Annotated in this window: 12 protein-coding genes; 9 read left to right on the plus strand and 3 right to left on the minus strand. The window is 75.0% G+C overall.

Annotated elements, in window-relative coordinates; translation table 11 throughout:
- Positions 1–70 precede the first annotated feature (70 nt).
- A complete protein-coding gene (locus ABD158_RS01375) occupies positions 71–1,423 on the plus strand; it encodes a hemolysin family protein (protein WP_425573129.1) in 1,353 nt (450 codons plus the stop codon).
- 45 nt (positions 1,424–1,468) lie between these two features.
- Positions 1,469–2,596: an SDR family oxidoreductase gene (locus ABD158_RS01380; RefSeq protein WP_344002637.1), complete on the plus strand. Its 1,128-nt coding sequence runs from the start codon at positions 1,469–1,471 to the stop codon at positions 2,594–2,596.
- Positions 2,597–2,621: 25 nt separating this feature from the next.
- Here ABD158_RS01380 and ABD158_RS01385 read toward each other — a convergent pair whose 3' ends face one another.
- Positions 2,622–4,592, minus strand: coding sequence for a M13 family metallopeptidase (locus ABD158_RS01385; protein ID WP_344002640.1), 1,971 nt, complete (start codon positions 4,590–4,592; stop codon positions 2,622–2,624).
- A gap of 60 nt (positions 4,593–4,652) precedes the next feature.
- Here ABD158_RS01385 and ABD158_RS01390 point away from each other — a divergent pair, with 60 nt between their 5' ends.
- From ABD158_RS01390 to ABD158_RS01405, 4 genes are all read left to right on the plus strand, one after another.
- On the plus strand, positions 4,653–4,952 hold the full coding sequence (locus ABD158_RS01390; protein WP_344002643.1) for a putative quinol monooxygenase: 300 nt from the start codon (positions 4,653–4,655) through the stop codon (positions 4,950–4,952).
- Positions 4,953–4,993: 41 nt separating this feature from the next.
- Entirely contained in the window at positions 4,994–5,701 is a 708-nt protein-coding gene (locus ABD158_RS01395; protein WP_344002646.1) for an HpcH/HpaI aldolase family protein, read from the plus strand.
- 32 nt (positions 5,702–5,733) lie between these two features.
- Positions 5,734–6,660, plus strand: coding sequence for a LysR family transcriptional regulator (locus tag ABD158_RS01400; RefSeq protein ID WP_344002648.1), 927 nt, complete (start codon positions 5,734–5,736; stop codon positions 6,658–6,660).
- A 69-nt stretch (positions 6,661–6,729) separates the two neighbouring features.
- The gene (locus tag ABD158_RS01405) at positions 6,730–7,842 is read left to right on the plus strand and encodes a tartrate dehydrogenase (RefSeq protein ID WP_344002650.1); all 1,113 of its coding nucleotides are present in this window, start codon (positions 6,730–6,732) and stop codon (positions 7,840–7,842) included.
- Positions 7,843–7,875: 33 nt separating this feature from the next.
- Here ABD158_RS01405 and ABD158_RS01410 read toward each other — a convergent pair whose 3' ends face one another.
- Positions 7,876–8,841, minus strand: coding sequence for an NADPH:quinone oxidoreductase family protein (locus ABD158_RS01410; RefSeq protein WP_344002652.1), 966 nt, complete (start codon positions 8,839–8,841; stop codon positions 7,876–7,878).
- 44 nt (positions 8,842–8,885) lie between these two features.
- Between ABD158_RS01410 and ABD158_RS01415 the strand changes: the two genes are divergently transcribed.
- Positions 8,886–9,719 carry an alpha/beta hydrolase fold domain-containing protein gene (locus ABD158_RS01415; RefSeq protein WP_344002655.1) on the plus strand — a complete coding sequence of 278 codons (834 nt, stop codon included), beginning with the start codon at positions 8,886–8,888 and terminating at the stop codon, positions 9,717–9,719.
- The gene (locus tag ABD158_RS01420; protein ID WP_344002656.1) at positions 9,716–10,408 is read left to right on the plus strand and encodes an HAD family hydrolase; all 693 of its coding nucleotides are present in this window, start codon (positions 9,716–9,718) and stop codon (positions 10,406–10,408) included. The genes ABD158_RS01415 and ABD158_RS01420 overlap by 4 nt, the downstream gene beginning before the upstream one ends.
- Before the next feature lie 16 nt (positions 10,409–10,424).
- Here ABD158_RS01420 and ABD158_RS01425 read toward each other — a convergent pair whose 3' ends face one another.
- The gene (locus tag ABD158_RS01425) at positions 10,425–11,786 is read right to left on the minus strand and encodes an SLC13 family permease (RefSeq protein WP_344002659.1); all 1,362 of its coding nucleotides are present in this window, start codon (positions 11,784–11,786) and stop codon (positions 10,425–10,427) included.
- A gap of 114 nt (positions 11,787–11,900) precedes the next feature.
- Here ABD158_RS01425 and ABD158_RS01430 point away from each other — a divergent pair, with 114 nt between their 5' ends.
- Positions 11,901–12,578: a FadR/GntR family transcriptional regulator gene (locus tag ABD158_RS01430; protein WP_344002662.1), complete on the plus strand. Its 678-nt coding sequence runs from the start codon at positions 11,901–11,903 to the stop codon at positions 12,576–12,578.
- Positions 12,579–12,599: the final 21 nt, after the last annotated feature.

Below are 12,599 nucleotides of genomic sequence, written 5' to 3' on the forward strand. Positions count from 1 at the left end.
GGACCGGCACCGACCACCGGCACCGACCACCGGCCCCGGGAAGCACCCGGGGCACCACCTGTGAAGGATGATGGAGCCCGTGGACATCGACACCCTGTACACGGCGGCCCTCGTGCTCGTGTTCGTGCTCATCGGCGGTGTCTTCGCCGGCACGGAGATCGCGCTCATCTCGCTGCGCTCCAGCCAGGTGGACAACATGTTCGAGCGCGGCGGCCGGGCCGCCCGGGTCGCCCGGGTCGCCCGCGACCCCAACCGCTTCCTGTCGGCCGTGCAGATCGGCGTCACCGTCGCCGGCTTCTTCTCGGCCGCCTTCGGCGCCTCGGCGCTCGCGCCCGACTTCGTCTTCCTGTTCACCGGCATCGGCATCCCCGAGGGCGTCGCGGGCACCGTCTCGCTCGTCGCGCTGACGCTGGTCATCGCCTACTTCTCGCTCGTGCTCGGCGAGCTGGTCCCCAAGCGCCTCGCGCTGCAGAAGTCCGAGGCGCTCTCGCTGGTCGTCGCCCCGCCGCTCGACCGCTTCGCCTGGCTGATGCGGCCGGTCATCTGGCTGCTGTCGAAGTCCACCAACGCCGTGCTGCGCGTGCTCGGCCAGGACCCCCACGCCGTCGACGAGGAGGTCAGCGAGGAGGAGCTGCGGATGCAGATCGCGCAGCTGAAGACCCTGCCCCAGGACGAGCGCGAGATCCTCGACGACGTCTTCGAGGCGGGCGAGCGGATCGTGCGCGAGGTGATGACCCCGCGCCCCCGCGTGACCGTGCTGCGCAGCGGGACCACCGTCGGCGAGGCCGTCGCCGCGGTCACCGAGCACCCCTACTCGCGCTACCCGGTCACCGGCGAGTCCGTCGACGACGTCCGCGGCTACCTCCACGCCCGCGACCTGCTCGGCCAGGAGCACGACACCCCGATCGACCGGCTGCTGCGCGACCTTCCCGGCGTCCCCTCGAGCAACCGCGTGCTGCCCACGATGTCGCACCTGCGCGCGGTCGGCGCGCACCTCGCGGTCGTGGTCGACGAGCACGGCGGCTTCGAGGGCATCGTCGCCCTCGAGGACCTGGTGGAGGAGCTCGTCGGCGAGATCCAGGACGAGTACGACGGGCCGGTGGAGGAGTCCGTCATCGAGGCCGGCGACGCCCGGCTCGTCGACGCCGGCATCACCCTCGAGGAGTTCGGCGAGCACACCGGGATCGAGCTGGCCGACGGCGAGTACGAGACCGTCGCCGGGTACGTCGTGGCCCGCCTGGAGCGTCTCGCCGCCCGCGGCGACGTGGTCCGGGTGGACGACCACGAGCTGGTCGTGACCGCGATGGACGGACGCCGGGTCTCCCAGGTCGCGCTGCGGCCCGTGGACCCCGACGACGACGCCGCCCACGGCACCGACCACGACCCGGAGGCCACGGCGGCGAGTGCCGGCACCGAGAAGTAACGGACCGGTCGGAACACGGGGCGCGGGCGCACGGTTGGACCCGGGGTGACCGACACCCCCACCGCCCTCCCGACCGACCTGCCCGACGGCGCGACGCCGACCGCCCTCGTCGTGGGTGCCACCGGCATCAGCGGCCGCGCGCTGAGCCACCGCCTCGTCGACGACGGCTGGCGCGTGCTCGGCCTCTCCCGTCGCAGCGCCTCCGACGTCGAGGGCGTCGAGGCCGTCCGCGCGGACCTCACCGACGCCCAGGCGCTCGCCGACGCACTGCGCGAGCACGCCCCGACCCACGTCTTCCTCACCGCCTGGGCCAAGCAGGACACGGAGGAGCAGAACATCGCGGTCAACGGCGCGATGGTCCGCGACGTCCTGGCCGCCGTCCGGCCCGCCGGCACCGTGCGCCACGTCGCGCTGGTCACCGGCCTCAAGCACTACCTCGGCCCCTTCGAGGCCTACGGCCAGGGCGAGGTGCCGGACACCCCGTTCCACGAGGACGAGCCGCGCCTGCCGCACCCGAACTTCTACTACGCGCAGGAGGACGAGCTCTTCGCGGCCGCCGAGCGCGACGGCTTCACCTGGAGCGTCCACCGCGCCCACACGATGCTCGGCCACGCCCTGGGCGGGGCCATGAACATCGCGCAGACCCTCGCGGCGTACGCGGCGATCTGCCGCGAGACCGGCCGCCCGTTCACCTTCCCCGGGTCGCGGACCCAGTGGGACGGGTTGACCGACGTCACCAGCGCCGACCTGCTCGCCGACCAGATGGTGTGGGCGGCGACGACCCCGGCGGCCGCGGACACGGCGTTCAACACCGCCAACGGCGACGTCTTCCGCTGGCGCTGGCTGTGGCCGCGCCTTGCCGACGCGCTCGGCGTCGAGCCCGAGGGCTACGCCGACGCCCCGCGTCCGCTCGAGGAGCAGATGGCCGGCGTCGAGGACACCTGGCGCACGATCGCCGAGCGTGAGCACCTCACCGAGGCCGACCTCGACCGCGTCGCCTCCTGGTGGCACACCGACGGCGACCTCGGCCGCGAGATGGAGTGCCTGACCGACCAGACCCGCGCCCGCCGCGCCGGCTGGGTCGGCCACCGCCCGACGCTCGACGCGTTCCGCGCCGTGTTCGCCGAGCTCGAGGCCGCGCAGGTCGTGCCCGCGACCCCGGCCCGGGACTGAGCCCGCTCCTCCGGACCGGGCCGGGTCACCAGATCCGGACCCGGTCCTCGGGGTCCAGCCACAGACCGTCGCCCGGCGACGTGGCGAAGGCCGTGTGGAACTCGTCGAGGTTGCGCACGATGTTGGCGCGGAACTCCGGCGGGCTGTGCGGATCGATGGTCAGGTACTGCTGCTCCTGCTCGCGCCGCCGCTTGGTGCGCCACACGTAGGCCCAGTTGAGGAAGAGGCGCTGGGAGCCGGTCAGGCCGTCGCGCTCGGGCATCGCGGCACCGTCGAGCGAGATCAGGTAGGCGTGGTGGCCGATGGTCAGCCCACCGAGGTCGCCGATGTTCTCGCCGACCGTGAGCTGGCCGTTGACGTGCTCGCCGGGCAGGTTGCGCGGGCTGAACCCGTCGTACTGCGCGACGAGGGCGGTGCTCTTGACCTCGAAGGCCGACTTGTCGGCCGGGGTCCACCAGTCGTTGAGGTTGCCCTGGCCGTCGTACTGGGCGCCCTGGTCGTCGAAGCCGTGGCCGATCTCGTGGCCGATCACCGCGCCGATCCCGCCGTAGTTCTCGGCCGGGTCGGCGTCGGGGTCGAAGAACGGCTTCTGCAGGATCCCGGCGGGGAAGCAGATCTCGTTGGTGCCCGGGTTGTAGTAGGCGTTGACCGTCTGCGGCAGCATGAACCACTCGTCGCGGTCCACCGGCGCGCCGATCTTGGCGAGCTGGCGGTCGGTCTCGAACGCCGAGGCGGCCGCGGCGTTGCCGAACAGGTCCGCGGCGTCGACCTGCAGCGCGGAGTAGTCGCGGAACCGCTCGGGGTAGCCGATCTTGGGCCGGAAGGTGCCGAGCTTGTCGTAGGCCCGCTGCTTGGTCTCCTCGGTCATCCAGTCGAGCTCGGCGATCGAGCGGCGGTACGCCTCCAGGAGGTTGGCCACCAGCTCGTCCATCAGCGCCTTCGAGCGGGGCGGGAAGTGACGGGCGACGTAGTGCTTGCCGACGGCCTCGCCGATCGAGCCCTCGACGAAGGAGACGGCCCGCTTCCAGCGCTCGCGCAGCTGGGGGGTGCCCGAGAGCGTGCGGCCGTAGAAGTCGAAGTTGGCGGCCACGAACTCGTCGGTCAGGTACGGCGCCGCCGAGCGCGCGATGCGCACGGCGAGCCACGGGCGCCAGTCCTCGATGCTCGTGTCCGCGAGCACCTGCGCGAGGTGGGAGAAGTACGACGGCTGCCGCACGACGACCTCGGCGAGCACGGTGTCGGCGTCGAGGGCGGCGTCGCCCAGGTTGCGGACGTAGGCGTCCCAGTCGAACGCGTCGCACAGCGCGCGCAGGTCGGCGGCGGTGAGCAGGTTGTAGGTCTTCTGCACGTCGCGGGTCTCGGCGCGCTCCCAGTGCCCCTGCGCGAGGCGACCCTCGAGCGCCAGCACCTGCTGCGCCCCGGCTGCGGGGTCGTCGTGACCGACGAGGCCGAGCATCGTCGTCAGGTAGCCCGCGTAGGCCTCGCGGACGTCGGCGAACTTGTCGTCGCGGTAGTAGGACTCGTCGGGCAGCCCGAGCCCGCCCTGGCCCAGGTGCAGCAGGTAGCGGTCCGAGTCGCGCGCGTCGGTGTCGACGTAGGACCCGAACAGGCCGTAGCCGCCCCGGCGCTCCATCTCGCCCAGGAACGCCGCGAGGTCGCGCACGTCACGCAGCCCGGCGGCCGCGGCGAGCAGCGGCCGGATCGGGGCGGTGCCGAGCGCGGCGACCCTGTCGGTGTCCATGAACGACGCGTGCAGCGCGTTGATCTTGCGCCCGTCCTCGTCGAGGTCGAGCGGGCTCGCGGCGGCGAGGTCGGCGATGATGTCGCGGACCTGCTGCTCGGCGGTGTCGGCCAGCGCCACGAACGGGCCCCAGCTCGACCGGTCCGCGGGGATCTCGGTCTCGGCCAGCCACGTGCCGTTGACGTGGCCGAAGAGGTCGTCCTGGGGCCGTACGGCGGGGTCCATGCCCGGGCGGGCGTCGTCGAGGATCGTCACGCCCCGACCCTAGCCACCCGGCGGGTCCGCGGACCCGCCCCGGCGGCGTAGCGTCGCGGCATGACCGCACCCGACACCGCTCTGCACGTCGTCGCCACCATCCCGGTCCGGCCCGACGCCGTGGCCGAGGCCCGGCCGATCCTGGAGGCCCTCGAGACGGCCACGCGGGCCGAGGACGGCTGCCTGGACTACGCGGCGTACACCTCCTCGGAGGACGGGGTCATGGTCACCGTGGAGACCTGGCGCGCCGAGGCCGACCTCGACGCCCACATGGCCACCCCCCACATCGCGACCGCCATCGGCGCCGTCACCCCGCTCCTCGCCGGCGAGATCGTGATCCACCGGCTCGCACCGCTCTGAGCGCCCCGCGCCGCGGGGCCCGACGCCGCTAGCGTGCCCGCATGAGCGATCTCTCCCTCGGCGCCTGGCTCAACCTCGACTCGGTCCTCGCCGCGGAGGCGGTGGTGCGCGCCGGCCACGACTGGGCCGCCGTCGACCTGCAGCACGGCGAGACCCAGGCCACCGGGCTCGTGCCGATGCTCGCCGCCGTCGCCGGGTGCGGCGTGCCGGCGTGGGTGCGCACCCAGGCCCGCGACTACGCGCAGGCCTCCTGGGCGCTCGACATGGGGGCGGACGTCGTGGTGATCCCGCAGGTCTCGTCGGCGGCGCAGGGCGCGGAGGCCCTCGCCTTCTGTCGCTACGCCCCCGACGGCCACCGCTCCTGGGGCCCCACCCGGGCCGGGCTGCGGGCCGCCTCCGCGCCCGCGCAGCAGGTCTACCTGATGATCGAGGACGCCGCGGGCGTCGCCGCGGCCGACGAGATCTGCGCGCTGCCCGGGCTCGACGGCATCCTGATCGGTCCCGCCGACCTCACCGTCTCCCTCGGGGGCCGCGTGCCCGACGACCTGCGCTCGGAGGGCACCCTGGCGGCCGCCGCCACCGTGGTCGAGGCCTGCCGGCGCCACGACGTCGCCGTCGCCGCGTTCGGCGGGACGCCCGACATGGTCCCGGCCTGGACCGGGATCGGCGTCACCACGATCGCGCTCGTCACCGACCTCGGGCTGCTCACGCAGGGCGCCGCCGACGCGCTCGCGCGGACCCGCGGCTGAGAGCGGGGAGGGGCCGGGAGGGGACGGGGCGGGTGGACGCGCGCCGGCTGCGGGTGTTCCTCGCGATCGTCGACGAGGGCGGGTTCGGGCGCGCCGCGGACCACCTCCACCTCGCCCAGCCGTCGCTGTCGCAGACGATCGCCGGGCTGGAGCGCGAGCTCGGCGTGCCGCTGTTCCACCGCGTGGGCCGGCGGGCCGTGCTCAGCAGCGCGGGCGAGCAGCTCGTCGAGCCCGCTCGCCGGGTGCTGCGCGACCTGGACGCCGCGGCCGACGCCGCCCGGGCCACCCGCGGGCTCCGGCGCGGCCGCCTCGACCTGGTCTCGATGCCCTCGGTCGGCATCGAGCCCCTCGGCGCGCTGCTGCGCGACCTGACGACGGCCCACCCCGGGCTCCGCGTGCGGGTCGGCGGGGCCTTCACCGCCGAGGAGGTCGTGGCCGCGGTGCGCGACGGGTCCGCCGAGGTCGGCCTGCTCGGCGCCGCCGGCGACCCGCCCGCCCCGGGCCTGCTCGCGGTCCCCCTCGCCCCCCAGCGCTTCGTCGTGCTGGCCGCGCCCGGCACCGACCTCGGAGGCGGGGCCCGCGGGGCCGAGGCCACCGCGGGGACCGACGCCCCCGTGGGCCCGGACGCGCTGCGGGGCCGACGGTTCGTGGCCTCGCAGGAGGGCAGCCTGATGCGCCGGCTGCTGGACGACCTCGCCGGCCCCGGGGGCGACCCGGCCGTGGTCGTCGAGGTCGACCACCGCACCTCCGTGCTCCCCCTGGTCCTCGCCGGCGTCGGGCTGGCCCTCGTGCCGGACTCCTGGTCGGCGCTCGCCCGCGCCGCCGGCGCGGCGGTGCACCCGCTCGCCGACTCCCCGGAGCTCGCGGTCCGGCTCGTGCACCGGTCGGCGCACCTGACGCCGGCGGCCCAGGCGCTCCTCGCGATCGCCCGTCGTACCGCCCCTGAGCAGCGGAGATAGTCGCGACCTATCGGTCGGATCGGATCCCGGTCCTGGACGCGCCCCACCCCCGGGCGGTCCCCTGGACCCATGAGCGCACCCACCGGCAGCCCCGCCGGCCACGGCACCACCGTCCGGCACCGCATCGCCGCCGTCCCCGCCGACGGGGTCGGCACGGAGGTCGTCGCCGCCGGTCGGCGGGTGCTCGACGCGCTGGCCGAGCGCTCGGGCGGCGCCTTCGCCCTGGACTGGACCGAGCTCGACTGGGGCAGCGACCACTACGCGCGCACCGGCCTGATGATGCCCGAGGACGGCCTGGAGACCCTGCGCGGCTTCGACGCGATCTACTTCGGCGCCGTCGGCTGGCCGACCGTGCCCGACCACGTCAGCCTCTGGGGCCTGCGGCTCAAGGTCTGCCAAGGCTTCGACCAGTGGGCCAACGTCCGGCCCGTCACCTTCTACCCGGGCGTGACGAGCCCGCTGCGCAAGGCCGACGACACCGAGCTCGACTGGGTCGTGGTCCGCGAGAACTCCGAGGGCGAGTACGCCGGGTTCGGCGGCCAGAACTTCGGCGCCCGGGAGGGCACCGGCCAGGTCGCCGTGCAGTCGGCGGTGTTCACCGAGACCGGCTGCGAGCGGATCATCCGCTTCGCCTTCGACCTGGCCCGCACCCGGTCGCGCGCGAAGGTCTCGAGCGTCACCAAGTCCAACGCCCAGCAGTACGGGATGGTGCTGTGGGACCAGGTGTTCGCGGCCGTGGCCGCCGACTACCCGGACGTCGAGACCGAGAGCGTGCTGGTCGACGCGATGTCGGCGAAGTTCGTGCTGCGACCGGAGGACCTGTCGGTGGTGGTCGCGTCCAACCTGCAGGCCGACATCCTCTCCGACCTCGGCAGCGCGCTGGCCGGGAGCCTGGGGCTCGCCTCCAGCGCCAACCTCAACCCCGAGGGCCGCTTCCCCAGCATGTTCGAGCCGGTCCACGGCTCCGCGCCGGACATCGCCGGCCAGGGCGTCGCCAACCCCGTCGGCGCCATCGAGAGCGGAGCGCTCATGCTCGAGCACCTCGGCCTGCCCGAGGCGGCGAGGACCCTGCACGCCGCGGTCGAGCGCACGCTCGCCGACGGCGTCATGACCCGCGACGTCGGGGGCACCGCCTCCACCGACGAGGTCGTCGAGGCGATCGTCGCCCGCCTCGGCGGCTGACGCGCCCGGCGGGCCGGGGGACAGCCGACCCGGTCAGTCGCGCAGGCGCACCACGGACTTGCCGAGGGTGCGCCGGGCGTCCATGTCGCGCAGCGCCTGCCCGTAGTCCTCGACGCCGTACGTCGCGCCGACGGGCGGGTCGACGACCCCGGAGACGAGCATCGGCTCGAGCGCGGCCCACTGCTCGGCGAGGTACTCCGGTCGCGTCGTCACGTAGGCGCCCCAGCCGACGCCCCGGACGTCGGTGTTGGTGAGCAGCAGCCGGTTGACCTTGACCTCGGGGATGCCCTGCCCCGCGGCGAAGCCGACGACCAGCAGGCGGCCCTGCGGCGCCAGCGAGCGCAGCGAGTCGGTGAAGACGTCGCCGCCGACCACGTCGACGACCACGTCGACGCCCCGGCCGTCGGTCAGCCCGGCGACGGCGTCCTTGAACCCGTCGAGGAGGACCACCTCGTCGGCGCCGGCGTCGCGGGCGACCTGCGCCTTCTCCTCGGTCGAGGTGACCGCGATCGTGCGGGCCCCGAGGCCCTTCGCGACCTGGATCGAGGCCGTGCCGACACCACCGGCGGCGCCGTGCACCAGCACGGTCTCGCCGTCGCGCAGGCCGCCGCGCTCGGCGAGGGCGAAGTGGGCGGTGAGGTAGTTCATCGGCAGCGCCGCGCCCGCGTCGTACGACACGGCGTCGGGCAGCGCGAACACCTGTGCGGCCGGGATCGCGACCCGCTCGGCCGCAACGCCGTGGACCAGGAACCCCGCGACCCGCTGCCCGGGGGTGAAGCCCCCGCCGGACACGACCGTGCCCGCGCAGTCGACGCCGAGGGTGAACGGCGGGTCGGGGCGCACCTGGTACCGGCCGCGGGACAGGAGCAGGTCGGGGAAGGCCACCCCGACGCTGTGGACCTCGACGAGCACCTCGCCCTCGCCGGGCGTCGGCTCCTCGACGTCGGCGACGACGAGGTCGTCGGGACCGGTGGGCGTGTGGACCTGCACGGCGCGCATGGCCCTCACCCTAGGCCTCACCCACCCGGCCCTAGGCTCGCGACGTGACGCCCGGGGACTACGCGCAGGCCTGGCTCATGCACCACACCGCGCGGTTCACCGTGCGCTACGGCCGCGACCTCGCGTTCGCCGGCCTCGACCTCCCCGCACCCCGCTCGCGCCGGGTCCCGACCCGGCACGGCGCGGTCCGGGTGCTCGAGCACGGCACCGGGGGCCCGGCGTACGTGCACGTCCACGGCGGCGCGTGGCTGATGCGCTACCCGCAGATGGACGACTGGTGGTGCCGCTACGTCGCGGCGACCGCGGGGGTGCGCGTCGTCAACGTCGACTTCTCGGCCGGGCCGCACGTGACCTACCCCGTCGCGCAGGAGCAGTGCCACGACGTCGCCGCGGCGGTCGCCGCCGAGGACGGCGGCACCCCGGTGGCGATCGGCGGCTTCTCCTCCGGCGGCGGCACGGCCGCGGCGGTGGCGCTGATGGCCCGCGACACCGGCAGCTTCGCGCCGCGCCTGCAGGTGCTGGGGGTGCCCGTCCTCGACGTCGCCGCCGACCCCGTGGGCAGCGGGATGATCTCGACCCGGCTGCGGGCGCTGGTGCGCCGCGTCTACTTCCCGGACGTCGCGCGGCGCCGCGAGCCCTACGCCAGCCCGCTGCTGGCCGAGGACCTGAGCGGCCTGCCGCCGGCGCTGGTGCTGACGGCCGAGCGCGACAGCCTGCGCCCGGACGGCGACGCCTACGCCGCACGCCTCGCCGCGGCGGGCGTGCGGGTGTGGCACGACGTCACCCCCGGCGCCGACCACTACTTCCTCACCGAGGACCCCCGCCGGGCTCGCTCCACCATGGCCACGATCAGCGACGAGATCCGGAGACACCTGTGAGCGAGCCCCTGCTGGTGACGTTCGACCTGTTCAGCGCGCTGACCGACAGCGCCACCGGCGGGTCCGCGGCGCTGGGGGCGATCGCCGCCGGGCGCGGGTGGCCGGTCGGCGGCGCGGAGCTGTACGCCGCCTGGGACTCCCGCAACAAGGCCGCCCAGCGCACCGCGGCGCCGCCGACGACCTTCGCCGAGGTCTCCGCCGGCGCCCTCGCCGCGGCGTACGACGACCTGGGGCTGGACGGCCCGCAGGCCCGCGCCGACATGGGCGCGGTCCACGGCGGCGTCGGGGACTGGCCGCTGTGGCCCGACGTGGCAGCCGGGGTCGCGGCCGTCGCCGCGCTGCCGGGTGTGGCCGCGGTCGGCCTGCTCAGCAACGTCGACGACGCGCTGGCCCGGCGCACCCGGGCCGCGGGGCTGGTCGACGCCGACTGGCTGCTGACCTCGCAGCGCCTGGGCGCCTTCAAGCCCGACCCGGCGATCTACGCCCGGGCCGCGGAGGCGGCGTCCGGGGCCGGCCTGCGGCTGGTGCACGTCGCGGCGTCGGCGCGCGACGTGCGCGGCGCGCTGGAGGCGGGGATCACCGCCGTGCGGCTGGCGCGCCCGGGCCACGCCCTCGACCCGGACGGCCCCGCGCCGCCCCACGAGGTCGCCGACGCGGGCGACCTCGCGGGGCTCCTGGACGGTCTCTGAGCCGGCGGGCCCCCGGTCAGGCGGTCGGCACGACGAGGACGGCCCAGGCGACGAGCGGCGCGATCACGACGATCGACATGCCCCACTGCATGAGGCGCTTGAAGACCATGTCCCGCTGGGCGGCGTCCGCGTTGGCGACCACGAGCGCGCCGTTGGTCGAGAACGGCGAGCAGTCGACGACCGAGCTCGAGATCGCCAGCGCCGCGATCAGGCCGATCGCGCTGACCTCGTCGGTGAGCAGGAACGGCACGGCGAGCGGGATCAGCGCACCGATGATGCCGGTGGTCGAGGCGAACGCCGACACGACCGAGCCGATGAAGCAGATCAGCAGCGCGGCGACCAGCGGCGCGCCGATGCCGGCGACGCCGTCGCCGAGCGCGTCCACGACGCCCTGGGACTCCAGCAGCGTCACGTAGGTGACGATGCCGCCGATCAGCAGGACCGTGCCCCAGCTGATCTTCTCCACCGCGCCCTTGGCGGACTGCGGGAAGACCAGGGTCAGCGCGACCGCGATGGTCAGGGCGGTGAAGCCGACGTCAAGGTCGAAGCCCAGCGCGCCGACCATCAGCACGACCAGGCCGCCGAGGGTGACGATCCGCTGGGCGTCGAGGCGCGTCACGTCGGCGTCGGGCTCGGCGTCGCCCGCGCCCGCCGTCCGGCGGGCCTCGGTGGCGGAGTACGGCGTGCCCGCGGAGCCGCCGTGGGTGGCGCGGCGCGCGACCTGCTCGGCGTCGGCACCCATGGCGGCGACCGTGCTGGACTCCTTGCCGCGGGCGATCAGCGCCCGGCCGCCGAACGCCACGTAGGTGATGACGGCGATCAGGGTCGAGGCCAGGAAGGCCGACAGGAACAGGAACAGCTGGTTGCCGGGCAGGTCGTTGGACTCGACGACGCCGTTGGTGATGGAGCCGAAGATGCCGATCGGGGAGAAGCTGCCGGCGGTCGCGCCCTGCACGACCATCATCCCCATCATCACCGGGTGGATCTCGTAGCGGAGCGCGAAGCCCATGGCCACCGGCGCGACGATCGCGACCGCCGCGGGGCTGACGGCACCGATCGCGGTGACCACCGCGCACACCCCGAACATCGCCCACGGCACGAGCGCGACACGCCCGCCGACCGCTCGCACCGACCCGTGCACGATCCAGTCGACGGTGCCGTTGTTCTTCGCCAGCGCGAAGAGGTAGGTGACCCCGACGAGGATGACGAACAGGTCCGCCGGGAAGCCGCCGAGGACGTCGTCGACGGTGACGCCGAACACCGACAGCCCGACGATGAACGACGCCACCAGCGCGAGCGCGCCCATGTTGACGCCACGCACGGTCGCGACGAGGAAGACGACGGCCAGGACGGCCAGGGAGATGAGTTCGTTCGACACGGTGTACCTCGTCGATCGGCGGCACGCAGGTGTGACCTGCGTCATGGTCCGCCCGACTATGGCAGTGGACTGGCCTCCTGGCAACCGAGCCACGCGTCTGCCTAGGATCGCCGCATGGCTGGTCGGTCGGGGCCCCCGCGCGGGCCCGAGGACGCGGCGCGCGGGCGCGCGCCGCTCTCCCCGCTGCGCCGCGAGCGGCTCTACGAGTCGCTCGCCGCGCACATCTCGGACTTCATCGAGGCCCAGGGCCTCGTCGGCGGCGACCGCCTGCCCCCCGAGCGCCAGCTGTCCGCGGAGCTGGGCGTCAGCCGCGCGACGATCTCCCGCGCGCTCGCGGCGCTGGAGACCCGCGGGCGCATCGAGGTCCGCCACGGCGTGGGCGCGCTCGTGCGCGACCCGGACGCGCCGGCCGGGTCGGCCGCGGGCTCCGGCCCGGGGCTCGCCGAGGCGGTGGCCGCCCACCCGCGCGCGGAGGTCACGACCGCCCGCGAGGCGATCCTCGCCGGCATCGCCCGCGCCGCCGCGGTCAACCCGAACGACTCGCTGCGGGTCGCGATGCTCGCCGACGACGGCCGCCCGAGGCGCTTCGACGAGACGTGGATGTGCGTCCGTCGCCTCGCGGGCGCCGCGCTGCTCGCCGACCTCGACCAGACCATGGCGACCTCGGCCCCGGCCCCGGCGGACTCCCCCGCGCTCCACGCCCGCCTCGACCTGCTGGCCTCGGCGATCATCCGCGGCGACGCCGCCGCGGCCGCCACCGCCTGCGCGGGCCTCCTCGACCCCGTCGACTGAGCCGGCGCGGCGGACGCGGGG

The sequence above is a fragment of the Nocardioides lentus genome (assembly GCF_039529515.1).
Taxonomy (GTDB): Bacteria; Actinomycetota; Actinomycetes; order Propionibacteriales; family Nocardioidaceae; genus Nocardioides; species Nocardioides lentus.

Bases quoted from the DNA above. Each gene is read 5' to 3' on its own strand.
- ABD158_RS01375 (WP_425573129.1), top strand. From the start codon at position 71: ATGGAGCCCGTGGACATCGACACCCTGTACACGGCGGCCCTCGTGCTC.
- ABD158_RS01390 (WP_344002643.1), top strand. From the start codon at position 4,653: ATGACCGCACCCGACACCGCTCTGCACGTCGTCGCCACCATCCCGGTC.
- ABD158_RS01395 (WP_344002646.1), top strand. From the start codon at position 4,994: ATGAGCGATCTCTCCCTCGGCGCCTGGCTCAACCTCGACTCGGTCCTC.
- ABD158_RS01405 (WP_344002650.1), top strand. From the start codon at position 6,730: ATGAGCGCACCCACCGGCAGCCCCGCCGGCCACGGCACCACCGTCCGG.
- ABD158_RS01410 (WP_344002652.1), bottom strand. From the start codon at position 8,841: ATGCGCGCCGTGCAGGTCCACACGCCCACCGGTCCCGACGACCTCGTC.
- ABD158_RS01430 (WP_344002662.1), top strand. From the start codon at position 11,901: ATGGCTGGTCGGTCGGGGCCCCCGCGCGGGCCCGAGGACGCGGCGCGC.